Genomic DNA, 25,451 nt, shown 5'->3' on the forward strand with positions numbered 1-25,451 from the left:
CGCGCTCGGTCAGCCGTTTGAGCTTCAGGCGGGTGTTGTTGATGTTGTTGGGCGCGATCTCCATGTCCATCGCCTCGCATACCTGCCGCGCCGCAGCGGCGCGTCGGCCGTGGCGAGCACCGCCATGATCTGCTGGTAGGCCGGATGGTCCGGCAGTTCCGGGGCCGGCGGCGCGGGCGGCTGCGGATCGGGCAGCTCCAGCAGTGTCTTGCGGGTGATCCGGACCTCCTCGGCGGCCCGGCCGAGCTCGTCCAGCCGTGTGGTCAGCTGCGCGATCTGCTCCCTCGTCGCCTCGGCCTGTGCGGTGATCTCCCGTTCCAGCTCCTCCAGCCGCACCAGCACCGCCCCGAGGGTCAGCTCTCCGCCGGTCATGCGCTGCGCCAGGCCGCAGCGGTGGCCCCGGTCAGCCGGCGCAGTATCACCGCGGTCATCGCCCAGTACACCCGCGACTCTGAACTGCGCGGCAGGTGCTCGTAGTCGCGCACCAGCCTGCGGTGCAGCATCAAGATCCCGTAGGCGTGCTGCACGATCCACCGTTAGGGATCGGCACGAACCCGGCCTGGCCTGGGTTGCGCTCGACGATCTCCACCTCGATGCCCACCCTCTGGCCGTGCGCGACGACGGCGTTCTTGAAGCCCTGGTCGACTAGCGCCTTCTGCACGGTGTCGGTGCCGGCGGCGACCTTGTCCAGCAGCGCGATACCGGCGGCGTTGTCGTGCACGGACGCGGCGAGCACCACCACCGCGATCACCAGGCCCAACACGTCAACGGCCAAGCCGCGCTTGCGGCCCGGTACTTTTTTGCCGCATCACACCCCGTCGACTGTGCGGGCACCCCGGCCGCCGCGTGCACGCTCTGGGTGTCGAGCACCACCAGGCTCGGGTCCGCCTTCCGCCGCGCCTTCTCCCGCACCTGCCAGCGCAGCAGGTCGTGGAGGGTCTGGTCGGTGCCGTCGTCGCGCCACTTGGTGAAGTAGTACATCACCGCGCCGCGCGGCGGCAGGTCGTGCGGAAGCAGGTCCCACTGGCATCCGGTGCGGCCCTGGTAGAGGAGCGCGTTGACGATCTCCCGCATCTCGTATCGGCCCTGATGGCCGCTGACCGAGCGGTGTGCGGCCTTCCACGCGGCGATCACCGGTTCAACCAGCGCCCACTGCTCGTCGGACAGGTCGGTCTTGTAGGGCTTGCGCTCGCTCACGGTGTTCAGCCCAGCACGCCCGAGCCCTCCGACCGGCTGGACTGCCACAGGCCCACACAATCAGGTGACGACAAATCACCTACCACCTCTCATACCGCCCTCTGAGAGCTTTCGCATGTGAGATCTCCAAGGTCTGTGGTGAAACTGATGCACGCGTCGAAGGCATGTCGCTGAGCGGGGTCGATGATGCAGCGCCGCGCAGCGCAGACTCTGCGGGCTGGAATGGCCCTTGCTGGAAAGCTGCGGGAGGTCGTGCATTCAAGAACTCCAAGGTCAACGAAAGGGCGGACACAGGGAGCAGTCATGCCCCGGTCCTGCACCTTCCGTCAGTTCGCATTGGTGCCCCGCGCACGTTGACGCGCCGTCTCCAGCACTGATGATCTAAGCGCCGAGTGGAGTGCGTCGGTGTGCGTCGCGTGCAGGGTTTCTGTGCACTGCGTGCTAGGTGCTGTGCAGGGCGGTCGCGCGGTGTTCGGTGGGGGTGATTCCGTATGCTTCGCGGAACGCGCGGCTGAACGCGGTGGCGCTGGAGAAGCCCCAGCGGGACGCGATCACCTGGACGGGCTGAGTGCTCAACTCCGGGCAGGCAAGGTCAGTGTGAGCTCGTTCGAGTCGGCCCAGGCGGATGCATGCCGCCACGCTTACGGGCCGGTCGCGGAAAAGGGCGTACAGACTGCGAAGGGAGACGCTGTGCCGATCGGCGATCGTTTGGGGGGTCAGGTCGGGGTCGCCGAGGTTGTTCTCGATGAAGCGGGTGATCCGGTGCAGCATCTGCTGCGCGCGGGCCTCGGCCGGCGCCTCGCCAGGAGCGTCGAGCTGCTGCGCCAGGCACGTGGTGGCAAGGTCGAGGGCTAGGGATCCCATTGCCCGCAGTTCCTCGGGGCGACAGCGGGGGCCATGGGCGAGCAGCGTGTTCATGAAGCCGGCGAGGATCGCTGCTGATCCTTCGCTCACACAGATGCCCTTCGCGAGGAGGCGATCCACATTGTCTGCGCGCAGTGGCAGGGCCGGACGAGGGATTTGCAGCACGACTGCCTCGACCTGGCCGCCGGTGCAGAGTCCCTCGTTCTCCATCGGACGTGAGGTATCTGTCAGCACCAGGCCTCCCGCCACCACCGACTCACGGCCCTTCTGGGAAATCCTGAAGCCACCTCGCGTGACCAGCGCCATTTGGAACTGCTCGGGATCACCCCGCCGGATGTGGGCAAGGCTGCGGCGTGACAGCACCGGCGAGAAGGCGAAGGTCGACAAGCGCACTGCGCCGAGATCCAGGTCCGTGATACTCGCACGGAAGTCGGCCGCGTGCCTGGTGCTGAGTGTGACGGGCATCAGACCGCTGGACACCGTCTCGCAGAACCACTCGAACCGATCCCCACACGGCACGTCAGAAGCCGACAAAACCAACGATTCCACTCATCCCCCATATATGTGGCGTGGCAGAGATCCCGTCCATGCCGGCGAGCCCCTGCACATCCCCTGCCGCCGTGATCGATTATCTGCAATCAGCCGCGTGGGTGGATGTCAGCGGGTTGTTGAAGCCGTCCTTGCGCTGCTTCGATGCAGACGACCGGGGCGGCCGGCCGTGGCGCTGGGGCCGGACGCCGCCCGCCGGCTCGCCAATCACCGACACACCGGGCTCCGTTGAGTGGTGGGTCGCGGCGTAGTCGGCGCCATCGGTCCGCAACCGGATCCCCGCGGCCTCGGCGGAGGTGAACACGTCCGCCAGGGTTCGAAGTCGCACGCCGGAGTGGTCGGGGACTGCGAAGCCGCGCACTGCCGGCAACGGGCGGATCTCCCCGATGGCGCGGGAGATCGTGGAGCGGGCGATGCCGTACAGCTCGGCGAGCGCGGCCTGCGGGAGCCCGGTGCGTAGGTGGATCAGGGTGACGAGCAGGCGGTCGGTGAAGACCAGGTCGTGCTTCGGGCCGGCACCGGCCTCCCGCTGCCGCTCGGCACCATGCCGCTCACGAAGCTCCGACTCGCAACGGGCGAGCCACAGATCGGCCAACTCTTCGATCAAATCGCCGAGATGTGCACGCGAGACGCCGCAGAAGGCAGGATGGGTCAAGGCCGCACGTGCCCACTTCTCGGTCACACTCGAAGAACCCGTGCGGCGACTGCCACGTCGCGGCTGCCCGCCGATGATCAATGGTGTGGCTCTTCTGCGGGAACTGTCCGAGCTGGGAACTTCCCTGTAGAAGAGCAAACGCAGCCGGCGTAGCACCGGCCCGAGCATCAGGGCCTCAGCAGTCCGCCCACCCACCAGTCGTGCGGCTTGCCATCGTTGGCGATGCCGCGATTGCGCAGTGTCCCTTCGACGGTGAAGCCGAGTTTCTCGGCGACGGCACGCGAGCCGGTGTTCCCGGCCATGGCCCACCACTCGATGCGGTGGACGTCGAGGGCGGCCCAGCCCCAGTCGCACAGAGCCCGAGCGGCCTCCACCGAGTACCCGCGTCCGCGCTGTTCCTTGACCGCCCAGTAACCGAGTTCGTAGACGCCCGGACTGATGATGAAAAGGCAGTACGAGCCGACCAGGGCGCCACTGTCCCTACGGAAGGCGCCGAGGGTGTAGCTCTTGTCCGTGGCCCAGCCCGCGGGCAGTTCCTCGCCGATGCGCTTCTCCGCGTCCGCACGCCGGTACGGCACCGGCACCGGCGTGTAGAACTGAATGTCCTCGTCCTGGCAGGCTTCGTACACCGCATCCACGTCGGCAGGTGTGAAGGCCCGAAGCACTAGACGGTCGGTCTCGAGAGTCACCGGATCCATTGCGGCAGTATGAACACCACCAGCAAGCAGCGACCAGCGAATATCCCCGAGCACCGCACATCACAACACCCCGGACTGATCAACGGTTGTCGCAACACCCCGGATCAGCTGTCCCGAGACGGAGCTACGCCCACCATTAATCGCGGACCGAGCCGTAAGAGGCGGTGCAGGCGGCAGCCCCATGCGTGACTCGCGACCGCAGCTGACCGGGGCCGACTCGAACGGGCTCACGCTGACCTTGCGCGCCGGGATCTGAGCGGGCAGGCCGTTCATGTGATCGCGGCCCGCTGGGGCTTCTCCAGCGCCACCGCGTTCAGCCGCGCGTTCCGCGAGGCCTACGGAGTCACGCCCACCGCACACCGCGCGACGGCTCTGCACAGCACGTAGCACGCAGAGCATGGAAACCCTGCATGCCACGCACACCCACGCACCCCGGGCGGGCCTAAATTCACGGGTGAGGGAGACGGCGCGTCGGCAGCACGAGAGGGCCCCGGCTCGCGCCGGCTGAAGGTTCGGGACTGGGGCATGACGTACGCAGTGGACTGCCGTGGGCTACGGCTCCACGGCCATGTCCCGCACGTACACCCACCCATAGCTGCTGGCAGGGGCCGGACTCATCCGCTCTCCGCAGCCCTTCGCTCAGAAACATCGTTACCGGTACATGACTTGGGAGCATCATGAAGAAGCAGTCCATACGCCGATTCCTCGCGCTGACTACGGCAGTCGTCGGCGCATTCGCCCTCGCGACCCCGCAGGCCGCGGCTGCGGAGGTGGGCTGGAAGGCCGTCAGCACCACTCCGGCATGGGAGTGTTTCCCCACTGGCTACGAGCAGCACAAAGGTTCCGCCAACGTCTTCTTCAAGATCTGCGCGGTAACGAACTCCAGCGGTGGCGCGCAGGCTGTTCTCGTCGTCCAGAACAAGGCGAGCGTCGCCATTGCGATCGAAGGAGAAAACCAGACCAACTTCGGTGGCGACGTGGACTGCGCCCCGTCCACTCTCCAGCCCGGCTACACCCGCGGATGCTACGGCCCGACGAAGACCGCGTCGGGCCGGTTGGTGGTGAGCGGACGGCTGAATTTCAACGGTATCGATGACTGGATATAAGGGGCATCTTCCCGGTAGTTGTAGCGCCGCACGGGGCGTTCGCGGCGCTCGGGTGGAGAGAGTCAGTGCCTGACCTGCCTGCCGTGGCCGTTTGACGCTGCGTGCCTGCGACGGGTTGATTCCGCCTGCTTGCCCACTCGGACGTCGCCCGGATGGCCATCGAGGAGATCCGCGCGCAGGGCCGCCGGGCGATCGTCCTCCGCGGCTGGGCCGAGTGGGACCTGATCGACGACCAGGACGACTGCTTCGCCGTCGGCGAGGTCGGGCCTGGCAATCTCCTCCTCCGGTGGCACCCGGCCGTCTCGGAGCGGCATCACGGATCCGGCTCACCGCTGACGATTCCTCGCCGGCGGCAAACCACCACGCCCATGCCCCGTCCATCCGGGCTGTGAACGTATCCATGCCGACCGGTTCCCATGAGTGCCGCCGTGAGCCTTCAGAGGGAGCCGATCAGCCCGAGGACCATTGATCGAAGAGACACGCTCTTGTTCCCTCGTGATTCCTCCTGCACCGACGGGCCGAAGCCTGTGGCGGCAGACGCGGGCACCGGCGACCATGGAAACGGGGTCGTTCACACGAGCAGAGGTCCGGAGGAGGACCGATGGCAATGGCCGACACTCCATCGCTCGACCGAGGACGCTGGAGCGGTGCTCTCGATGAGATCACCGCTGCTCACGACGGGGACCTCGTCACCATTGAAGTTTTCGACCCCTCGATCGGGCACCAGTACGAGGCTGAGCGGCTGCCCTTCTCCTACCTCGCCTACGACCCAAGGGACGATGTGGTGATCGTCGCGGTCGGCGGAGCATCGCCCCGCTACCCCGTCTTGTTGCGACACATGGTGCCGCACCCGCAAGAGATCGACATCACCACGCTTGCCACGTCTCAGCACGCCGTCCGGGTCTTGGACCCAGAGGGCACCGCCACCCTGATCACGTTCTACCGGGCGGAACGGGAGGCCGGTTCCTGACTCCGTCGACGAAGAAGGGACCCACCGCGAAGGGGGAACGACCATGGATCCGCTTGTCCGGCTGCTCATCCCGCTGATGGCCGCTCTCGGCGTCGGCCTCTGGGCGTGGTACGTCTCGTGCCCTCACCCCATGGACGTCTGGCCGGACGTGGATCGGTACGACCGTCTCCGCGCCTCCCTGGGGTGCGGGGTCGGCACAGGGAAGAGCCAGAGCGTATAAAGAGCCGGCGCCTGGGGCGTCCGGCAGGGAGTACCCAGCGGGCCGTCGTGGGCCTCCACCGGTTGGAAGGTGTCGGGCGATGGCCGTGATGTCCTCACTGATCGCCGCAGCGGACCGGCCCGGCCGCGCCGCTCGGGCAGTGGCTGCCCATTTCCGGTATCCGGCCGAAAGGGCGACCGAGGAGCCCGGGCGCGTCCTGCCGCAGGCAGTGTCGTTCGCCGAAGCGCATGCCGCAGGTCTGCCTCCCGTGACGGTGGCGTACGAGCGGCACGGTATGGGTGAGCCACTCGTTCTTCTCCACGGGCTCGGCGACAGCCGGCAAGCCTGGCACTCGGTCCTGCCGCTGCTGGTGGACGGGCGGGATGCGATCGCATAGGCACGGCCCCGTGGGCCCCGTGGGGCCGTCACTCGGGCTCGGGATCGCAGACACGTACGTCTTCGTCCAGGATGCGCCGCAACCGGCAGACGTACTCCTCGACCAACTCGCCGTCGCCCGACACGGCCATGTGCCGGGGCGCGCGCATGTGCACGTGCTGCCGGCTTCGGGCACGGAGCCCCTTGCGCGTGGCAACGGGATGTCGGAGCAGGTATGCGGCGCCGTAGGGCGGCGCGGAGGCAGGGGCTCGGACAACCACCGTGTTCGGCCCCGGACTTCTATCCATGACCCACAGTGCAAAGAACCCCCGCGGCTGCTGACGGCCCGTTGCTTCGGGGTCGACCCTTCGTCAGGACGAACGAGTCGTCGGCGGAGGGACGGGAGTGGGCATGCGCCGGGAGCGGTCGTCCGAGGACGTGGTGGCGTACTGGACGCCGGTGGGCGGCGACGGAGACTCGGGTAGCGAACGAGTCCGGCAGGTCGCCAGGCAGTCGAGGACTGCGCAGAGCGCGGCGAGGGCGGTGAAGCGGACCGCCTGGCGCGGCCGTTCCTCAGCACGGCCAGGTCGGCGGGTGTGACGCCGACACGTTCGGCGAATTCGCCCACGGACATCCTCCGCTTGGCGAGCACGGCGTCGATGTCGACGGTGGTCGGCATCAGAGCGCCTCGTTCAGCTCGTCCTGCATCTGCGCCGCCTCGGCGTCGCGAGCCGTCGCGAGCCGTCGCGAGCATCGTTGAGCGGCGCCCCTGCCGCCCTGTGACCCACATCACATGTAGTTCCTGTCAGCAATCGGGGTGCTGTTCCGCTCAATTCACCGGGAGCAAGCGAACCGACAGGAGGAGCAACACATGAAGCACCGCATCGTCGTCCTCGGCGCCGGCTATGCCGGGGCCTACGCGGCCGGGAACCTGGCCCGCCGGCTGTCCGCGGCGGACACCGAGATCACCGTGGTCAACGCTGAGCCGGACTTCGTCGAGCGGCTGCGGCTGCACCAGGTGGCGGCCGGCCAGGAGATCGAGGCTCGGAAGCTCGCCGACGTCTTCGCGGGCACGGGGATTCGGCTGCGCCTGGCCCGTGTCACCGCCGTCGACCCCGAGCGCCACGTCGTCGCCGTGGCCGACGCCGTCGGCGGTGGTGAGCTCGGCTACGACACGCTTCTCTACGCGCTCGGCAGCCGTGTCGCCGACAGCGGCGTCCCCGGGGTGGCCGAGCACGCCTTCGACGTCACCGGCCGGCCCTCGGCGCTGCGCCTGCGCGAGCGCCTGGACAGACTGGACAGGCGGGGCGAAGGCAGGAGTGTGCTGGTCGTCGGCGACGGGTTGACCGGCATCGAGACCGCCACGGAGATCGCCGAATCCCGGCCCGGCCTGTCGGTGACGCTCGTCTCCCGGGGCGAGCTGGGCGCCCGGCTCTCCGCCGGAGCCCGCCGCCACCTGCGCCGGGCCTGCGACCGGCTGGGCATCACCGTCCTGGAGCACACCAGCGTCGAAGCCGTGGAAGCGACGCGCGTGTTGTGCGCCGACGGCACCGCCCTGGCGTCCGACGCAACCGTGTGGACGGCCGGGTTCGCGGTCCACCCCATCGCCGCCGCCAGCGGGCTGGAGGTCACCGAGAACGGTCGGATCGTCGTCGACCGCACCATGCGGTCGGTCTCGCACCCGAACGTCTACGCCGCCGGCGACAGCGCCTACGCCATCGGCGACAACGGCCGGCCGCTGCCGATGTCCTGCGCTTCGGCCGGCGACACCGGTCGGCAGGCCACGGACGCGATCGTGGGACGCCTGACCGGCCGCAAGGTCGCGAACATCAAGCTGGCCTACCTGGGCAACCACATCAGCCTCGGGCGGCGGGACGGGATCCTGCAGATGGTCGACGACGAAGCGCAGGCAAAGCCGAAGTATGTGGGCGGCCGGAAGGCCGCGCGGGTCAAGGCGGGCATCCTCAAGATATCGCTGTGGGCCGTCTCGCATCCGACCTTCGGCATGCCCAAGCGCAAGCGCCACCTGGCCGCGGCGCCGGATGCGTCCGCCGTCAAGGCGTTCGCGTAGCCGTCTAGGGTGGTCCGCGTGGACAGCACCGCCACTGATCGCTTCGACATCAGTCGCTTCGAGGCCAGCCGCACCCGGCTGGCCTCCCTGGCGTACCGTCTCCTCGGCTCGGCAGCCGACGCCGAAGACGCTGTGCAGGACGCGTTCCTGCGCTGGCAGGCTGCCGACCGGGAGCGGATCGAGAGGCCGGAGGCGTGGCTGACCAAGATCGTCACCAACCTGTGCCTCGACCGGCTCCGCTCGGCACAAGCCCGCCGCGAACGCACCGTCGGCGCCTGGCTGCCCGAACCGCTCCTCGACGGCGACCCGATGCTCGGCCCGGCCGACACTTTCGAGCAGCGCGAATCGGTGTCGCTGGCCGTGCTGACTCTCATGGAGCGCCTGTCACCCCTCGAGCGGGCCGTCTACATCCTGCGCGAAGCGTTCTCCTACAGCCACGCCGAGATCGCCGAGATCCTCGACATCACCGAGTCCGCAAGCCAGCAGCACCTCCACCGGGCCCGGCGCCGCATCACCGCCGCGCGCCGCCGCGGCGACGGCGAAGTCGACCCCGCGTCCGCCCGCAGGATCGTCGAGGAATTCCTCGCCGCTGCCACCTCGGGCCGCACCGAACGGCTGGTGGCGCTGCTCACCGACGACGCGACCGCGATCTCCGACGGCGCCGGCCTGACCGAGAAGCTGCTGCAGTTCGACACTCCGCAGCGCATCGCCGCCGTCGCGAGGGCAGGCTTCAAACCCACAGCCGCGAAACGGCGATTCGTCGGTGGCACGCCCGCCGTCCACTACGCGCTCGTCAACGGCGCCCCCGCCATCCTCGTCGTGGTCGGCGATCAGGTTGTCGGCTCCGTGACGTTCGACATCGCCAACGGCAAGATCGCAACCGTGCGCGGCATCGCCGCCCGCGCCCGCCTCGCCCGCCTCACCGAAGCCTGGCGGCAGCACGAACCGGACACGCCGCTCATCGCCCAGTGGTGACCTGACGCCGACGGCGGCCAGGCGCAGCCACCGCGCGGCGATGAACCGCTCCCCGGCTTCGGACGCCACCACTCGCATGCATCTCGGTCAGTGTGCGGTCGGCCACGCGGCGCGGACAGCCTTCGGCGACGAGGATGTCTGCGATCTCCCGCCCGCTCGGTCAGCTCGCGGTGCACCCGCGCGGCGAGTTCGACGCGCACCTGCGACGCTGCCGTCGCCCAGGTGGGGAAGGCTGCCGCGGCGAGGCGAAGGGTACGCCGTACTCGTCCGCCGAGGCGACACGGCCGACCACCCCCGGCGGGGCCTGCGCCGGGGCCATGCCACCGCTGTCGAGCGTGGACACTGCGGTGGCAGTGCCCGCGGGGTCGCGCAGCCGTGCGTCGGCGTGCGCCCGGTGGCACCGGCGCACGCGCACCTCCGCCGCAAGCGGCAACGCGAGCAGATCAGCTCAGCCCGCTAGCCGAGGTTCACCGGGCGGCCGAACATCACGCATGATTCGTTCATGCAGACGGCGGCTCCGCGCTGGTACTCGCGCCCCTCAGTGCCGAACGCCGTGATGTCCTGCTCGCCGAAGAGGACCGGGTGCTTGCACTCGGGGCACCTCGGCTCACTGTCCTCTCGGGTCTCGTCGGTCATACATCGACGGTACGGCGGTCCCCTTTGCTGCGCTCCTCGTAGAGCGCCCCAATTCGCCCCCGCAGGCGCGGGGCGAGTTTCACCGGCCCCGTGAAACGGCCCACTCCCAGGAGCGTGGTCATGCGGGCCCTTCGTGCCTCACTGCGGACGGGGGGCGGCCGAACCAGCGATTGCAGGCACGCGTGAATGCGGAGTACGCGTGGGCGACTGGGGCCGCGGACGTGGGTGGAGAGGCCGCCCGATGGCCTCCGGTGGGCGGGGATCGGGGCCCGCCCACCGCGGTTCACGAGGACGTCGCCCTACAGCCGCACGTCTCCGCACAGGTGGACCTCGACGCCGAGTTCGGCGAAGAAGGCGGCCTTGGCGCGCAGCGCCTTGTCCGCGGTCTCCGCGTCGGAGGCGTAGGCCACATTGAGGTGGTTCGCCTTGTGGCGGGCCATGAACTGGTCCCGGCTGACGCCGTGCAGCACGGCGTGCATGATCGGCCACTGGTGGGTGGTGGCCTCGAGCCTGCGCCGGGTCTCCTCCTCCGGCAGTTCGATCGCGCTCGCGCGGCCGAGGTCGACGTGGAGCCGGCCGTCCATCAGGAAGACACGCGACCAGACGACCTCACCCGGCTTGGAGACGCCGCTGAGCGTGCCGCCGCCGAGCGGGAAGTACATGGGCGGCTGGCGCATGCTCCACGACTTGTCGTAGCCGCCGTTGTGGGAAGCGGGTACGGAGCCGGAGATCTCCCAGACCCAGACGAAGCGGCCCTCGTACTCCTCGCCCCAGCGCACGTCATGGAGGGTGGTGGCCGGGTCGAGGCCCATCGCCGTCCAGATGCGGTTGGTCACGAGGGAATCGACGGCGACGCCCTCGTCGACCTCGTTGAAGTGGGGCAGCGGCGCTCCCGGGTACAGCTCGCGGGAGCCGTCGCGGCTGCGTACCGGCGGGCGCTGGACGTTGTTGAGCAGGCCCTCGGCCAGGTCGCTCGCCGGGACGGTGTCCTTGAGGCCCTGCTGGTACTGGATGCCGACGGCGTCGAGGCCGAAGTCGTCGGAGATCCGCAGCGCGGCGATGTACATCTTGAACTGGCTGAGCAGCTGCGCGTCGGTGAGCTCGGTGGCCTCGTCCGTGCCGGTGTGGAAGGTCATGCCGGCGTGGTCGAGCCAGGCGCGGACGGCGAGAGCCTCCTCGTCGGAGACCTTGGCCATCTCGGCGACGAGGGCGCTCTGCGACAGGCGCTCCTTGTAGATGCCGAGCGGGTTGAGGAATTCGTCGTCGATGATGGCGTTGTACATGCCCATGCAGCCCTCGTCGAAGACGCCGATGACCGCCTTCTCGTCGCGCAGCCGGCGGGCCAGTGCGATGCCGAGTTCGGTCTCCGGGTCCTCGGGGAGGAACGGCAGTGCGCGGACGTGACTGGTGTCATGGACGAGCGTGCCGGTCTCCAGCCAGGTGCGCAGTCCGTCGCGCGCCCACTGGTCCGTGAAGTCGACGCTCCACAGCACCGAGTACGCGATGCCCGCCTTGGTGAGGCTGCCGGCGAGGCCCAGCAGGCCGACCAGGCCCGGGAACTCGCCGCTCCAGTTGGCGACGACCAGGATCGGGCCGCGGTGGTCGCGCAGGCCGGCGAGGACGTGGTGGCTGTACTGCCAGATACCCTCGACCACGATCAGGGGCGCATCCTTGGGGACGTTCTTGAAGATCTCGATGCCGGCGCGCTGGCTGTCGATGAAGCCGTGCCCCTTGTCGGGGTCGTAGGGGTGCCCGCGGCGTACCGTGCGGCCGAGGTCGGTGAGGGCGGCGGCCAGGTCGTTCTCGAGCTTCTCCTGGGTGGGCCAGCACGTGATGTTGGCGCTGGGGCGCAGATCGCCGCTGGCCACGGTGTAGACGGTGCCGGGCTCCGCGGCGGGCGCCCGACGGGGGACAGGGAGGGCGTAGGAGGTGCTCATGCGGTCGGTATCTCCATGGGTGTCACGTCGGGACGTGGTGAGGAACGGGGGTGAGGAACATGGGGTGGGGCAGGGGGAAGTGCGATGGCCGAGCCGGGCCGGGTACGCGGTCTCCGGCGGCACGGGGAGGGGCACTCGTGTCCTCCCCTCGGTCCGCCCGGCGGCCAGGTCGCCGGTGCCAGGCCGCCGCCGGCGTCAGCGGTCCTGGTGGTCCGCGAGCCGGTGGACCACGGCCGCCGTGTCCGGGTAGAGCCGGCGGAAGAGGTCGTACAACTCGTCGTAGCGCTCCGCGTGTTCGGGCCGGGGCGTCACGGTGTGCCGCACCGGGTTCCAGTCGTCGATCGACGCGTCGGCGACGAGCTGCGCGGCGAGCAGCGCGTCGCCGTAGCCGGCGCCGATGGACGTGGCGCGCAGTTCCTGCGGCCTTCCGGTGATGTCGGAGACGATCTGTGTCCACAGGGGCCCCTGGGTGCCGCCGCCGACGGCCACGACCCGGCGGATGTCGCCGCCCGCGGCCTCCAAGACCTCGATGTTGTGACGGACGCCGAAGCCCGTCGCCTCCAACGCCGCCCGGTAGAGATCGCCGCGGGTGTGGGACAGCGTGAGCCCGGCGATCACCCCGCGCGCCCGGGGGTCCATCACCGGGGTGCGCTCGCCGGAGAAGTACGGCAGCATCATCAGGCCGTTGGCGCCGGGGCCGGACGCCTCCGCCAGCCGCAGCAGCTCGGGATGGCCGCTCGCGCCGAACAGGTCGCGCAGCCAATTGGTCACCGCGCCGGAGGTGGCCATGCCGCCGGCCAGGTTGCGGGTGCCGGGCAGCGCGCCGACGGTGCCCCACAGGGAGGGACTGGTGAGCGCCGTCGGCACGGTGTGGATCAGGAACATGGTGGTGCCGTACATGAGCATCAGGTCGCCGGTCCGCTGCGCGCCCACACTGAGGGCCTCCGCCCAGGCGTCGATGGTGCCGACGGTGACCGGGATGCCCGCGGGGAGGTTCGCCTCCCGGGCGGCCTCCTCGGTGACGGTGCCGGCGCTGTCGTTCGACCAGGCCAGCGGCGGGAGTTCGATGCCAGGGGCGACGAGGTCGGCCCAGGGCGCGTACCAGTCCTGCGCGGCGGTGTCGTACAGCGGGGTGCACTGGCTGGCGGAGTGGTGGTCGAGCACGTAGGCACCCGTCAGTTGCCGCACCAGCCAGGAGCTGGGCATGTAAAGGCGGCGAGCCCGCTCGTAGACCTCCGGCTCGTTCTCGGCAACCCAGGCGATCTTGGGCCCGGCGGCCTGACTGGTCAGCGCGGAGCCGCAGCGGCCGAGGATCTCGTCGGAGCCCAACTCGCTCGTCAGGCGCTCGATCTGAGAGACGGCCCGGGTGTCGACGCCGTAGAGGACGGCGGGGCGCAGTGGTTCGTCGTGTTCGTCGGTGAGCAGGACGCACGGGCCCATGCCACTCACTCCGACGGCGACGACCGCAGCGTCCGCCGGTGCGGTCAACTCCCATGACAGCTCGGTGAATTCACGCCACCACAGGGAGGCGTCCATTTCGAAGCGGCCGGGGCCGGGCCGGGTGGGGGCGTGCTCCCTGACGGCGGACCGCAGCAGCGTGCCGTCGAGTCCGACCAGGACGCCCTTGCTACTGGATGTGCCGATGTCCACACCCATGACTGCGTTGCGAAGCATGTGCGAACGCTTGCAGAAATCGATTTCAGCGTCAAGGTCGAGCGCCACAACCCTGCTGGGCCTCGGATTGTTGTGGCCGATACCTTGACATGGTTCTGGTCTCTCTCTACGTTGCCGTGAAATGGATTTCAGACGTCGGATGCGACGTTTCGATCCTTCCCCGCGTCCCCGGCAGCGCTGAGGCGCGGAGTGCCACACCCGTACCTCGCCCCGTGAGAGCAGAAGAAACATGACAACCTTTGGACTCGACGGCCTGGCCCGCAGGGCGCACGCCGTCAGCCGCTCCATCAGCGCCGAGAACTTCACCGGCGTCAAAGCGGGCGGCGGCAGGGCCACCGAGGGAACAGGAGCGGTGGCGGCTTCCCGCCTCGGCCCCGGTTGGAAGATCTCGCCGAGCATCGACATCGCGGCCGGCGAGACCGCTGCCCTCGCGGACATCGAGGGCCCGGGCACCGTCCGCCACCTGTGGTGCACCACGGACCCGCACGCCGCCTGGCGGTCCACCCTGCTCCGCGTGTACTGGGAGGGCGAGGAGGACCCCGCGGTCGAGGTGCCGCTCGGAGACTTCTTCTGCAACGGGTGGAACACGTTCAGCCAGGTCTCCTCGGTCCCCGTCGCCGTCAACCCCAACGGCGGGTTCAACGCCTACTGGCCGATGCCGTTCCGCCGGGCCGCACGCATCACCCTGGAGAACCTCTCCGCGGAGAAGGTGACCCTCTACTACCAGGTCGACTACGAGCTCGGCGAGGTCCCCGACGACGCCACGTACTTCCACGCCCAGTGGCGCCGCAGCCACCCCGTGCCCTTCGGGGAGGTGCACACCCTGCTCGACGGTGTCACCGGCTCCGGCAGCTATGTGGGCACCTACCTGGCGTGGGGCGTCAACAGCCCGGGCTGGTGGGGCGAGGGCGAGCTGAAGTTCTACCTCGACGGGGACGACGAGTACCCGACGATCTGCGGCACCGGCACGGAGGACTACTTCGGCGGTGCCTGGAACTTCGACGTGCCGGGCCGGGGCTACACCGCCTACACCACGCCGTACCTCGGACTGAACCAGATCCTGCGTCCCGACGGCCTCTACGCCAGCCAGCAGCGGTTCGGGATGTACCGCTGGCACGTCCTGGACCCGATCCACTTCTCCGAGGACCTGCGGATCACCGTGCAGAGCCTGGGCATCGGCCCCGGACAGGGCAACGGTCTCCCGCACCGCTACCGCCACACCAGCGACGACATCGCCAGCACCGCCCTGTTCTACCTGGACGCGCCGAGCAGCGCCTCCCGGCCCGCGACGCCGGACCTGCTCACCCTCGAAGTCGACTGACGGGACCGTCGGCGGTCCCGCGGAGAACCGCACCCGGACCGCCGACGGCGGCACCCGCACGGTCCCGCGGGAAACCGCACCGGGGCCGCCGACGGAGCCACCCGTCCGTACGGAACCCCACCATGTGCCGTGCGCCCCGCACACGGCACCGCACCACTTCTCCCGGTCCGCTCACCGGGCCCCTCTCCCTCTCACCTCCGACAGGAGCGCGCGCATGCTCCAGCACGGCAAAGACGCCGGGCACCCGGCTCCCTCACGCCGCCGATTCCTGACCGCGCTGGCCGGCGCGGGCGCCGCCACCGCGGCCCCCGCCCTGTTCAGCGGATGCGGCACCGCACGGGCGAAGGACGGCCCCCTGCAGTTCTGGAACTTCTACGCACCGCAGCGGTCGCCCGACCCGGCGGTCAACGCCCAGTCCACGTGGTTCGTCGACCTGGTCGCCCGGTGGAACGCCACCCACAAGCGGCAGATCGAGCTGGTCCACCTCCCCGTGCGGACCTACCTGGACGGCTTCAAGGTGCCGTCCGCCTTCGCCACCGGCCAGGGGCCGGACATCTTCCTGCTCAGCCCGGGCGACTTCCTCCGCTACTACAACGGCGGCATCCTCGCGGACCTCACTCCGTACATGGAGAAGGAGGCCGTCGCGGACTTCGGGAGTGCGCTGGACAGCCGTACGGCCGACGGCAGGGTCTACGCCCTGCCCATGGAGATCGAGCCGCTGGCGATGTTCTACGCCGTCGACGCGTGGGAGAAGGCGGGCCTGTCCGAGGCCGACATCCCCACCACGTGGGACCAGATGCTCGACATCGGCGACAAGCTGCGGACGAAGACCCGGGCCGGCCTGTGCTTCGAGACCGGCCCCGGCTACTACCAGAACTTCACCTGGTACCCGTTCATGTGGCAGGGCGGTGGTGACGTCCTCGACAAGCAGGGGAACGTCGCCTTCGACTCGCCCGCCACCCGGCAGGCCCTCCAGTTCTGGCAGGACGCGGTGCGCCACGGCGTCACGCCGCGCACGCTGCCCGCCGCCGGCGACGTCATCAGCGCCTTCAAGTCGGGCAACGTCGCCATGTGGCAGCAGGGCATCTGGCAGGTGGCGAGCTTCAAGGCGTTCGCCCCCGGCTACGAGTACGGCCTCTTCAAACTCCCCACGCCGCCCGGCGGTACCTACACCACCGCGCTGGGCGGCTGGTCCTTCTGCGCCAATGCGCAGGGCCGCGACCCGGATGCGGCTGCCGAGTTCTGCGCCTGGGCGCTCGGTTCGACGAGCGACGAGTCGATCGACCGCATGGTCGACTGGTGCACCGTCGCCAAGACCGACATCGCGCCCAGGGCCAGTGCGCTGGAGCGGGGCGCCGCCAAGGGCGGCTACGACTCCGTGGCGATGAAGAAGTTCAAGGACGAGATCTCCCCGGCCGGACGCGCCGAGCCGCGCTATCCCCCGGTCGTCTACAAGGCGATCTCCGACGCCATCCAGGGCACCATGCTCGCCGGCCGCAGCGTGGCCAGCGAGACCGAGAGAGCCGCCGAGTCCATCGCGGCCTACACCAAGAGCTACAAGGGGGCGAGCCTGGTATGAGCAGCGTCGCCGCAAAGGACCGCGCGGCCACGGCCGCACCCGCGGCCGAGGCACCCGTGCCGCCTCGGCAGAGAATGGGCCGCGAACGCCGCGAATGGCTCGCCGCCGGCCTCTTCCTCGCCCCCGACGCGCTGGGGCTGCTGATATTCGTCGGCATCCCGATGGTGCTGTCGATCGTGCTGAGCTTCTTCCAGGTCAGCGGATTCGGCTCGTACGAGTGGGTCGGGCTCGGCAACTACGAGCGCATGATGAACGACCCGCTGTTCTGGGACTCGATGAAGGTCACCGGCCTGTATGTGGTGATCCTCGTCCCGGTGCTCTTCTGCGTCAGTCTCGCCCTCGGGATCCTGGTCAAGCAGAAGCTGCCCGGCATGGGCATCTACCGGACCGCACTCTTCCTGCCGTACGTCATCAGCCTCATCGTCGTCGGTGTGCTGTGGAAGTTCCTGCTCGACGAGCAGGTCGGCGCGGTCAACCGGAGCCTGCGGGCACTCGGGTTCGAGGGGGAGTCCTGGCTGGGCGACCCCACGCTCGCCCTGGGCTGCGTCATCGCCGTGATGGTCTGGGTGATGATGGGCTACTACATGATCATCTTCCTGGCCGGTCTCCAGGAGATCCCGCAGGAGTACTACGAGGCCGCGAAGATCGACGGCGCCGGACCGTGGACCACGTTCCGCACCATCACCTGGCCGCTGCTGCGCCCCACCAGCTTCTTCGTGCTGCTGATGTCGACGGTCGCCGCCATCACCGGTGGCCTCGACCTGGTCTTCGCCCTCACGAACGGAGGCCCGGCCAACGGCACTTCGCTGGCGATCTTCTACATCTACCAGCAGGCATTCGGGTTCGGCGAGTACGGATACGCCTCGGCCATGGGCTCGTTCCTGGTGCTGATCATGGTCATCTGCTCCGCGGTGATCTTCAGGTTCACGAGAGGCGGGAGGTTCGACGATGGCGAGTGAAGTGAACACGGTGGGCGGCCGCCGGCCGCTCTCCGGTCGCGTCGGCCTGACGGTGCTGGCGATCGTCGTGTCGGTCGTCAGCGTCCTGCCCGTCCTCTGGATGGTCTCGGCGGCCTTCAAGACCCGCTCGACGGTGACCGACGGGAACCTGATCCCCCGGGAATTCACGGTCGACAACTTCGTCTATGTCTTCACCGAGGTGCCGTTCGTCCGCTACCTCTGGAACAGCTTCTTCATCTCGGTCGTCATCACGGCTGTCGCGCTGCTGTTCCACTCGATGGCCGCGTACGCGCTGGCGCGACTGAAGTTCCCGGGGCGCGAGAAGATCTTCATGGCGATCTTCTCGACGCTGCTGGTCACCGCGCCCGTGGTACTCATCCCGCTGTTCATCGTGGTCCGTCAACTGGGCATGCTGGACAGCTACGCGGGACTGATCATCCCCGCGATCTTCAACGCCTTCGGCATCTTCCTGCTGCGCCAGTTCTACCTGGGGCTGCCCAAGGAACTCGAGGAGGCGGCGGTCCTCGACGGCTGCGGACACTGGCGGGTCTACTGGAACATCGTCCTGCCGATGTCCCGGCCGATCCTCTCGGCCCTGGCGGTGTTCTTCTTCCTCGCCAACTGGAACGCCTTCGTCTGGCCCCTGGTCGCCACCAACGACCAGAGCCTGACCGTGGTCCAGCTCGGAATCGCCTCGTTCCAGACGCAGTACGGCTCCAACTGGAACTACATCCTGGCGGCGGCGACCGTGGCCGCCCTCCCCATGCTGGCCCTGTTCTTCGCCTTTCAGCGCCAGATCGTGGAGTCCATCAAGACGTCGGGCATGAAGTAACCCGCACACAACGCCAGGCAGCCGGTGCCTATCCCAACGGGGATGGGCACCGGCTGCCGCTGCATGTCGCGCGGGCCGGGGGTGTGCGTCGTCCCAGTGCTGGATGCGTGTGGTGTCAGGCAGGTTCGCCGAGCGGAGTGGGATCCCCGGGGAAACCGGCTGTCGTCTGCTGGGTGCGGCGGAAGTCTCCAGGGCTGGTGCCGCAGTTGCGGACGAAGAGATTGCCGAAATTGGTGGGCTCGGAGAATCGAGGCGGCGTGCGATGACAGCCACGGGCTCGTCGGTGTGCGCGAGGAGCCGCTGGGCCCGCTACCCCGCCTGGGGCGGCCCGATCCTGATCGACATCGGCAACCAGTACCTCTTCGGCGCCACCGACGCCTGACGCCCCCGCACCCGCAACGTCGCCGCAAGGGATACCTCGGTCCACCCCCATCCGGCGCGGAGCCGTCGGGGCGGGTGGTCGTGGTCAAAGACCTGTTGGTGAGGACCTCGGGGAGACAGTCCTCCCGTCCGGTCAGCCGTCCGCGGGACCCGCCGTGCTCTCCCGCGCCTGCAACGTCGTCCGCAGCACCACCGTCTGCAACAGCCCCGCCGTCCCGGCCATCCGCGCCAGCAGCAGCTCACAGGCCGTGCGCCCGAGGTCGTAGGACGGCAGCTCGACCGTCGTCAGCGAGGGCCGCATCAGCGGCGCCCACGGCACATCGCCGAACGACAGCATGCCGACCTCTGGAGGTGCCTGCCCGGCCTCGCGCAGCGCCTCCAGCGCGCCCACGGTCATCAGGTTGTTCGCCACGAACACCGCATCCGGCGGCTCGGGGAGCTTCAGCAGCTCCTGCATGGCGGCCCGGCCGCCCTCCACCCGGAAGTCGCCGTACCGTACGTAGGCCTCCCGGAGTTCCGGGTCGCCGGGGTCACGGCCGAGCTCGCTGCGGAGCGCCGCCCGGTAGCCGGCCAGGCGCTCCTCGGCCGTGGACGCCCCTGCCGGTCCGGTGATGCAGGCGACGCGCCGGTAGCCGGCACGCAGGAGATGCCGGGTGGCGACCTCGCTGCCGTGCTGGTTGTCCACCATGACGGCGTCGACATCGGCGTCGTGCGGGCGGCGGTCGACGGCGACGACGGGCATGCCCCGCTCGATCAGGGGACTCAGGTCGGTCCGGTCACGGGACGCCGCGGCGACGATGACGCCCGCCATGTGCTCGCCCAGGACGATGTCCAGGTAGCGGCGCTCCTTCTCCACGTCCTCGTCGGAGTTGCACAGGACCACCGACATGCCGGTGCGCTGGGCCGCGTCCTCGACACCCCGGGCGAGCGATGTGAAGAAGGGGTTCTCGATGTCCGGGATGATCAGACCGATCACGCTCGACTGCTGCTTGCGCAGGGACCGCGCGAGGCGGTTGGGGGAGAAGCCCAGTTCCGCGGCCGCCTGGCGCACGGACTCGGCGCGGGCGGCCGTGACGTTGCCGCCGTTGAAGACCCGCGACACCGTCGCCGGCGAGACTCCCGCGACACGCGCCACGTCCTGAATCGTCACCACTGTCGTGTCCACACCTTTCATCCACCGCGCGGACCGCCGCGCCGTGCCCCGAGCCGCGGCCGCGGAACGCTGTCACGCGGCCCCGCCGTCGTGGGCTCTTCGACTCTACCTGGGGCTGAAATGGATTTCTTCCCTGGTCCCGGCGGTCCTGCGGCCGACACCTCTGGGGTGGATGGCCCGCTCACCCCTTGCGCCGACGGTCCACGGCCTGGGAGGCGCGTGCGGACAACCCTGATCTTTGTATGCAGGCGGGGACCTCTGTGCAATCGATTTCCGGCCTTTCGGCCTTCGAAGTGCAGGGCTAGAGGTCGGGCAGGCGGCCGGACGGAGCGGTCACCACGCCCTGTTTCCTTGCCGAACAACCTTGCTGGGCATACTGGTTGACGCACCCCTGGCTCCTTAGTAGCGTCCGCTGAAATCGATTTCGAAGCTGGACCGACCCGATCTCCTCACCGGGAGCACAGTCAATGCGCAGAGCCGCCCGACCCTCCAGACCCGGAAGGACCGTGGGCCGTGCCCTGGCCACGGCCTTCCTCGCCCTCAGTACGGTGCTGACCGCCGTGCCCCCGAGCTCGGCCGCGGACGCATCACCCGATGCCTCTCCGGCCGCGGGGACCCTCGCGGCAGTCGCCGGTTCCCCTCCGGCGAGCGACTTCTTCTCGACCGTCGCCGTCGACCCCGCGGCCTCCGTCGGCGCCCCCGCGGTCGGCGACAACCAGAACCACGGTGACCTCTGGCCCAACTGCTGGGCCGACGACGACAACGTCTACACCGCGTACGGCGACGGGGTCGGCTTCGGCGGCCCCTACAGCGACATCGGCGTCGCCAGGATCTCCGGTATGCCCGGCGGTCTGGCCGGAGCACACCTCTCGACGGACGTCGGCCAGATATGGAGCGCGGGCCACAACCGCAAGCCCACCGGCATGGCCTGTGTGGACGGTGATCTCTACCTGGCGGTGCAGGACCTGGCGACGGACTTCAACGACGCACCGGCCGCGACGATCGCCAAGTCCACCGACAAGGGACGCACCTGGAGCTGGGACCGCAACCGGCCGATGTTCGGCGGCGGCGTCTTCACCACGGTGATGTTCCTGGACTACGGCAGGAACTACGCCAACGCACCCGACGACTACGTGTACGCGTACGGCCTGGACCACAACTGGCGGGACTCCTTCGACAACACCGTCCCCGACCCCGTCGACCTGTATCTGGCCCGCGTCCACAAGACCTCGGTCATGGACGAGAACGCCTGGCAGTACGCGTCCGGCACGGACGCCTCGGGCAACCCGGTCTGGTCCACGGACATCGCCCGGCGCCAGCCGGTCCTCCACGACGACCGGCACATCTACCAGGACGTCTTCACTGCCGGCCGGGCGCGCGACATGACGGTCCTCAGCCAGGGCGGCGTGGTCTACAACAAGCCGCTGAACCGCTACATCTACACCTCGTGGACCGAGTACACCTTCGAGTTCTACGAGTCCCCGACGCCCTGGGGCCCCTGGAAGCACTTCGCCACCAAGGACTTCGGCGGCTACCCGTGGACCCACACCAAGCACGGCGGCTACGCGACCACGATCCCGTCGAAGTACATCAGCGCCGACGGCAAGTCGATGTGGCTCCAGTCCAACGTCTGTCCCTGCGGCGGTGGTTACCCGCACGGCGACCACTGGGCGTACACCTTCTCCCTGCGGAGGATGAGCCTGGAGCCGCACCGCGACTCCACTCCCGCAAACGCCGCCGACCCGGACCGCAACCTCGGCCGTGAGCCCGGCACGGTCCCGGTCCAGCGGGCCGCGCACTTCGGCAAGGACGCCTTCTACGCCGACGGCAACCTCGACCAGAACGAGGACGACTGGAACGACGAGCGCAAGGGCGCCAGCTGGTGGGGATACACCTGGCCGCGCGAGTACCTGATGAACAAGGTCGTCTACACGACCGGCGCCATGTTCGCTGACGGCGGCTGGTTCGCCGGTGACCTGCGGGTGCAGGTCAGGCGCGACAACCAATGGGTGGACGTCTCCGGCCGGCGCGTCGGCCCCGCGTACCCGTACGACAACACGGCCGGTGCACACCGCACGTACACCTTCGCCTTCGACCCCACGGCCGGTGACGGGGTCCGCGTGATCGGCCGGCCCGGCGGTGAGAAGACGTTCACGTCCATCGCGGAGCTCGGGGTCTACTACGGCAACGCCGGCGGTGTGATGCTCGGCGGCTCGCCGACCGATGTGACCGGTGACGGCAAGGACGACATCGTCACGTTCACCCGGAACGCTGCCGCCGACGTGTACGCGTCCGTCTCCGACGGCACCGCGTTCGCGGGCGGCGGCAAGTGGAACGACCACTTCGCGGCCGCCGCCGAGACCCCGCTGACCGGTGACTTCACCGGCGACGGGAAGGACGACGCCGTCACCTTCACCCACGGCTCGGCGGCCGACGTCTACGTAGCACCTTCCGGCGGAAGCTCGTTCGGCACCGGCCAGAAGTGGAGCGACCACTTCGCACCGGGCGGCGAGGTGCCCGCCGTGGGCGACGTCAACCGTGACGGCAAGGACGACATCATCACCTTCACGCAGGACGACTCGTCGGACGTCTACGTCGCCCTGTCCTCCGGTACGTCCTTCGGCACGGGCGGGAAGTGGCACGACCACTTCGCCCCGGCCGGCGAGTTCCCGGCTGTCGGCGATGTGAACGGTGACGGCAGGGACGACATCATCACCTTCACCAAGAACGCGGAGGCCGCCGTCTACGTGGCCCTGTCCACCGGTGACTCCTTCGCCCCCGCCCGCAAGGTCCTCACCGGCTTCTCGCCCGGCGCCGAACTGCCGCGTGTGGGCGACTTCGACGGTGACGGCAAGGACGACGTCGCCAGCTTCACCGCCGACGCGGCGGCCGACGTCCGCGTCGCCCTGTCCGACGGCAGTTCCTTCGTCGCCGCCCGTGTGTGGCACGGCGCCATCTCGGGCCCGGGCGCCTACCCGTATGTCGGCGACTTCGACGGCGACGGCAAGGACGACGTCGTCTCGTTCGACCACACGCCGGAGGCGGACGTGCACGTCGCCCTCTCGTCCGGCACCGCCTTCGGCGGCCGGACGAAGTGGAACGACTTCTTCGGCCTCCCCGGCGAAATCTCTCTCTGACCCCGGTGGTTTCCCGGGGCGCGCACCGCGATGAGGTGCTCGCCCCGGGCAGCCACGCGCCCGGACACGCACATCGGCGACACCGGGCCGCCCATCAACCACCGCGGGAGAACGGAAGAACGACGGAGAAGTGCGAAGACGACATGTCTGCCTGGGCGTGATCGGCGCCTTACTGACCACGAGCGCCACCCTGCTCCCGGCGTCGGCGGCCTCGGCTGCCGGCCCCCGCCCCGACTTCCGGGCACCCTGGCCCTGCGATGAGGTCCGGGACTAGCCGGCGACTCGGTGTTGTGGAACGACCACTTCGCACCGGGCGGCGAGACCCCGCTGACGGGTGACTTCACGGGCGACGGCAAGGACGACGCCGTCTCCTTCACTCATGGGACCGGAGCGGACGTGTACGTCGGCGCCTCGGACGGCGGTTCCTTCGCCGCGGACCGGAAGTGGAGCGACCACTTCTCACCGGGCCGCGAAGTGCCCGCGGTCGGCGACCTCAACGGTGACGGCAAGGACGACATCATCACCTTCACCCGCGAGGACACGGCGGACGTCTACGTCGCACTCTCCGACGGCACGTCGTTCGGCACGGGCCAGAAGTGGCACGACGACTTCGCGCCCTGGGCGCAGTTCCCGGCGGTCGGTGATGTGAACGGTGACGGCAGGGACGACATCATCGCCTTCACCCAGGACGCCTCCAACGACGTGTACGTGGCCCTGAACGAGGGCGACAGGTTCGGCACGCCGCGCAAGGTGCACGACCACTTCGCCCCGGAGGGCGAGAGGCCACGCGTCGGTGATGTGAACGGTGACGGGAAGGACGACATCGTGACCTTCACGGGGGGCGAGGCGAAGGCCGTCTACGTGGCGCTCTCCGACGGTGCGGTCTTCGGCGAAGGCCGGAAGTGGGCGGACTTCCTTGCCCTGGACGGCGAGTTCCCGTACATGGGCGACTACAACGGTGACGGCAAGGACGACATCGTGACCTTCACCCACAGCGACCTGGCCGACGTGTACGTCAACGTGTCCAACGGCACGGACGGCTTCGTGAACGGCGCCAAGTGGCACGATTTCTTCGGCCTTGCCGGCGAGACGAGCCTCTGATTCCGTAGCCCTCCGACGCCGTAGCTGCAACCTCCCGACCGGCCCGGCCGACCGCTGGTCCCCCCACCCCCCGGTACGGGACCACGGCCGACCGGGCCCTCCTCTTGCCGTCCGACAGCCCGTCCGACAGCCCGTCCGACAGCCTGATCGGCGAGGGGCCTCGTGCCCGCCATGAGGGCGTGCGGGGGTGGTCGCCATCTCCGCGGTGTCCGGTTTCCCGGCGGGGCTTGTGCACGGTGGTGGAAGACCCGTTGCGCGTCCACCCCTAGCCTCGCCGGAGGGAAAGTCTGTTAACCTGCCCGCTTCCCGGATGCTCACCGACCGAGGTGTCTTGTACGTGTACAGCACTCCGTTCTCCCCCTCAGAAGCCAGGTCCGCGCGGGCCCGTATGGGCCTGACCACGGCCCAGGTGGCGCACTCCATGGCGGTGTGCGGCGCCCCGGTCCATCCCGGGCTCGTCGCCGCGTGGGAGCAGGGCACCCATGTGCCGTCGGAGCAGCAGCTCTTCTCGCTGGCCGATGTCCTGTGGTGCGACGTGACCACACTGATGGGGCTCGAGCCGCGCACGCTCGCCGAGCACCGGCTGGCCCGCCGGATCAGCGTGGAGAGGCTGGCGTACCGGCTCGGCATGGATCAGGGCGAGTACCGCGCTGCTGAGTCCGCGCAGGAGTGGCACGGCGACTCGCGGCAGACCAGAGCGCTCGTGGACGCGTTGGGACTGTCGCTGCGCCAGCTCATCGGCATCATGGGCCGGGCCGAGGAACTCGGAGAACATCTGCGTTCGGCCATCGACGGGCGCTGGAAGTCCCACGTCGAACCGGTGGCCGGGATCGTCAGCGTCGACATGACCGGCGTGGAGGATGCGCTGCGGACGATGCACACGGAGTTCACCGCGTTCTCGGAGCGGTACATGGGCCACCTGGTCGCCCGCAACGACGACGCCCGGCTGAAGGAGGTGGCGGCAGAACGCGCCGCGTATCTGCGCCGACTCGTGGACCGCTTCTGGGAGTTGATCGGCGACGTCGGCGAAGCACCGCCACGCACCTGGTGAGGGGCCGGGCGACAGGCCCGGCCCCATCCGG

21 protein-coding genes and 3 pseudogenes are annotated in these 25,451 nt (G+C 69.3%); 14 read left to right on the plus strand and 10 right to left on the minus strand.

The window, feature by feature from the left end:
* Positions 1–24 precede the first annotated feature (24 nt).
* From ACF08N_RS27875 to ACF08N_RS27895, 5 genes and pseudogenes are all read right to left on the minus strand, one after another.
* Positions 25–372, minus strand: a complete 348-nt coding sequence (locus ACF08N_RS27875) for a hypothetical protein (protein ID WP_392327449.1) — start codon at positions 370–372, stop codon at positions 25–27.
* Positions 369–1,197: pseudogene (locus tag ACF08N_RS27880) on the minus strand (IS5 family transposase). Before ACF08N_RS27880 ends, ACF08N_RS27875 begins: the two are co-directional and overlap by 4 nt.
* Before the next feature lie 441 nt (positions 1,198–1,638).
* The gene (locus ACF08N_RS27885) at positions 1,639–2,610 is read right to left on the minus strand and encodes a helix-turn-helix domain-containing protein (protein ID WP_392327450.1); all 972 of its coding nucleotides are present in this window, start codon (positions 2,608–2,610) and stop codon (positions 1,639–1,641) included.
* A 79-nt stretch (positions 2,611–2,689) separates the two neighbouring features.
* Positions 2,690–3,292, minus strand: coding sequence for a transposase family protein (locus ACF08N_RS27890; protein WP_392327451.1), 603 nt, complete (start codon positions 3,290–3,292; stop codon positions 2,690–2,692).
* Between the two features lie 140 nt (positions 3,293–3,432).
* Positions 3,433–3,963 (minus strand): GNAT family N-acetyltransferase, encoded by a 531-nt coding sequence (locus ACF08N_RS27895; RefSeq protein WP_392327452.1) that lies wholly within the window; start codon positions 3,961–3,963, stop codon positions 3,433–3,435.
* Positions 3,964–4,182: 219 nt separating this feature from the next.
* On the opposite strand from ACF08N_RS27895, the pseudogene ACF08N_RS27900 reads away from it, so the two are divergent.
* From ACF08N_RS27900 to ACF08N_RS27920, 5 genes and pseudogenes are all read left to right on the plus strand, one after another.
* A pseudogene (locus ACF08N_RS27900) lies at positions 4,183–4,350 on the plus strand (helix-turn-helix domain-containing protein); the annotation flags it as partial.
* A gap of 290 nt (positions 4,351–4,640) precedes the next feature.
* The gene (locus tag ACF08N_RS27905; protein WP_392327453.1) at positions 4,641–5,069 is read left to right on the plus strand and encodes a hypothetical protein; all 429 of its coding nucleotides are present in this window, start codon (positions 4,641–4,643) and stop codon (positions 5,067–5,069) included.
* Between the two features lie 152 nt (positions 5,070–5,221).
* The gene (locus tag ACF08N_RS27910) at positions 5,222–5,461 is read left to right on the plus strand and encodes a hypothetical protein (RefSeq protein WP_392327454.1); all 240 of its coding nucleotides are present in this window, start codon (positions 5,222–5,224) and stop codon (positions 5,459–5,461) included.
* Positions 5,462–5,670: 209 nt separating this feature from the next.
* The gene (locus ACF08N_RS27915) at positions 5,671–6,039 is read left to right on the plus strand and encodes a DUF5335 family protein (protein WP_392327455.1); all 369 of its coding nucleotides are present in this window, start codon (positions 5,671–5,673) and stop codon (positions 6,037–6,039) included.
* A gap of 299 nt (positions 6,040–6,338) precedes the next feature.
* A complete protein-coding gene (locus ACF08N_RS27920) occupies positions 6,339–6,635 on the plus strand; it encodes an alpha/beta fold hydrolase (protein ID WP_392327456.1) in 297 nt (98 codons plus the stop codon).
* A gap of 349 nt (positions 6,636–6,984) precedes the next feature.
* Here ACF08N_RS27920 and ACF08N_RS27925 read toward each other — a convergent pair.
* A pseudogene (locus tag ACF08N_RS27925) lies at positions 6,985–7,292 on the minus strand (helix-turn-helix domain-containing protein).
* 192 nt (positions 7,293–7,484) lie between these two features.
* Between ACF08N_RS27925 and ACF08N_RS27930 the strand changes: the two are divergent.
* Positions 7,485–8,684 (plus strand): NAD(P)/FAD-dependent oxidoreductase, encoded by a 1,200-nt coding sequence (locus ACF08N_RS27930; RefSeq protein ID WP_392327457.1) that lies wholly within the window; start codon positions 7,485–7,487, stop codon positions 8,682–8,684.
* 18 nt (positions 8,685–8,702) lie between these two features.
* The gene (locus ACF08N_RS27935) at positions 8,703–9,659 is read left to right on the plus strand and encodes a sigma-70 family RNA polymerase sigma factor (protein WP_392327458.1); all 957 of its coding nucleotides are present in this window, start codon (positions 8,703–8,705) and stop codon (positions 9,657–9,659) included.
* Between the two features lie 456 nt (positions 9,660–10,115).
* Here the strand turns inward: ACF08N_RS27935 and ACF08N_RS27940 are convergent, their stop codons facing one another.
* From ACF08N_RS27940 to ACF08N_RS27950, 3 genes are all read right to left on the minus strand, one after another.
* On the minus strand, positions 10,116–10,295 hold the full coding sequence (locus tag ACF08N_RS27940; protein ID WP_392327459.1) for a hypothetical protein: 180 nt from the start codon (positions 10,293–10,295) through the stop codon (positions 10,116–10,118).
* A 299-nt stretch (positions 10,296–10,594) separates the two neighbouring features.
* Entirely contained in the window at positions 10,595–12,232 is a 1,638-nt protein-coding gene (locus tag ACF08N_RS27945; protein ID WP_392327460.1) for a fucose isomerase, read from the minus strand.
* Between the two features lie 195 nt (positions 12,233–12,427).
* Positions 12,428–13,906 carry an FGGY-family carbohydrate kinase gene (locus tag ACF08N_RS27950; protein ID WP_392327461.1) on the minus strand — a complete coding sequence of 493 codons (1,479 nt, stop codon included), beginning with the start codon at positions 13,904–13,906 and terminating at the stop codon, positions 12,428–12,430.
* Positions 13,907–14,135: 229 nt separating this feature from the next.
* On the opposite strand from ACF08N_RS27950, the gene ACF08N_RS27955 reads away from it, so the two are divergent.
* The 4 genes from ACF08N_RS27955 to ACF08N_RS27970 all read left to right on the plus strand — a co-directional run bounded on the left by ACF08N_RS27955 (position 14,136) and on the right by ACF08N_RS27970 (position 18,597).
* Positions 14,136–15,227, plus strand: a complete 1,092-nt coding sequence (locus ACF08N_RS27955) for a glycoside hydrolase family 172 protein (protein WP_392327462.1) — start codon at positions 14,136–14,138, stop codon at positions 15,225–15,227.
* 214 nt (positions 15,228–15,441) lie between these two features.
* The gene (locus ACF08N_RS27960) at positions 15,442–16,806 is read left to right on the plus strand and encodes an ABC transporter substrate-binding protein (RefSeq protein WP_392327463.1); all 1,365 of its coding nucleotides are present in this window, start codon (positions 15,442–15,444) and stop codon (positions 16,804–16,806) included.
* Positions 16,803–17,765 carry a carbohydrate ABC transporter permease gene (locus tag ACF08N_RS27965; RefSeq protein ID WP_392327464.1) on the plus strand — a complete coding sequence of 321 codons (963 nt, stop codon included), beginning with the start codon at positions 16,803–16,805 and terminating at the stop codon, positions 17,763–17,765. Before ACF08N_RS27960 ends, ACF08N_RS27965 begins: the two co-directional genes overlap by 4 nt.
* Positions 17,755–18,597, plus strand: a complete 843-nt coding sequence (locus tag ACF08N_RS27970; protein ID WP_392327465.1) for a carbohydrate ABC transporter permease — start codon at positions 17,755–17,757, stop codon at positions 18,595–18,597. Before ACF08N_RS27965 ends, ACF08N_RS27970 begins: the two co-directional genes overlap by 11 nt.
* Before the next feature lie 514 nt (positions 18,598–19,111).
* Here ACF08N_RS27970 and ACF08N_RS27975 read toward each other — a convergent pair.
* Positions 19,112–20,131 (minus strand): LacI family DNA-binding transcriptional regulator, encoded by a 1,020-nt coding sequence (locus tag ACF08N_RS27975; RefSeq protein WP_392327563.1) that lies wholly within the window; start codon positions 20,129–20,131, stop codon positions 19,112–19,114.
* Positions 20,132–20,637: 506 nt separating this feature from the next.
* Between ACF08N_RS27975 and ACF08N_RS27980 the strand changes: the two genes are divergently transcribed.
* From ACF08N_RS27980 to ACF08N_RS27990, 3 genes are all read left to right on the plus strand, one after another.
* Positions 20,638–23,268, plus strand: a complete 2,631-nt coding sequence (locus ACF08N_RS27980) for an FG-GAP-like repeat-containing protein (protein ID WP_392327466.1) — start codon at positions 20,638–20,640, stop codon at positions 23,266–23,268.
* A 285-nt stretch (positions 23,269–23,553) separates the two neighbouring features.
* Positions 23,554–24,369 carry an FG-GAP repeat domain-containing protein gene (locus ACF08N_RS27985; protein WP_392327467.1) on the plus strand — a complete coding sequence of 272 codons (816 nt, stop codon included), beginning with the start codon at positions 23,554–23,556 and terminating at the stop codon, positions 24,367–24,369.
* Between the two features lie 337 nt (positions 24,370–24,706).
* Positions 24,707–25,420, plus strand: a complete 714-nt coding sequence (locus ACF08N_RS27990) for a transcriptional regulator (RefSeq protein WP_392327468.1) — start codon at positions 24,707–24,709, stop codon at positions 25,418–25,420.
* The last annotated feature ends 31 nt before the right edge of the window (positions 25,421–25,451 follow it).

Origin of the sequence: Streptomyces sp. NPDC015127 (assembly GCF_043080095.1) — a bacterium.
In the GTDB taxonomy this organism is placed as follows: domain Bacteria; phylum Actinomycetota; class Actinomycetes; order Streptomycetales; family Streptomycetaceae; genus Streptomyces.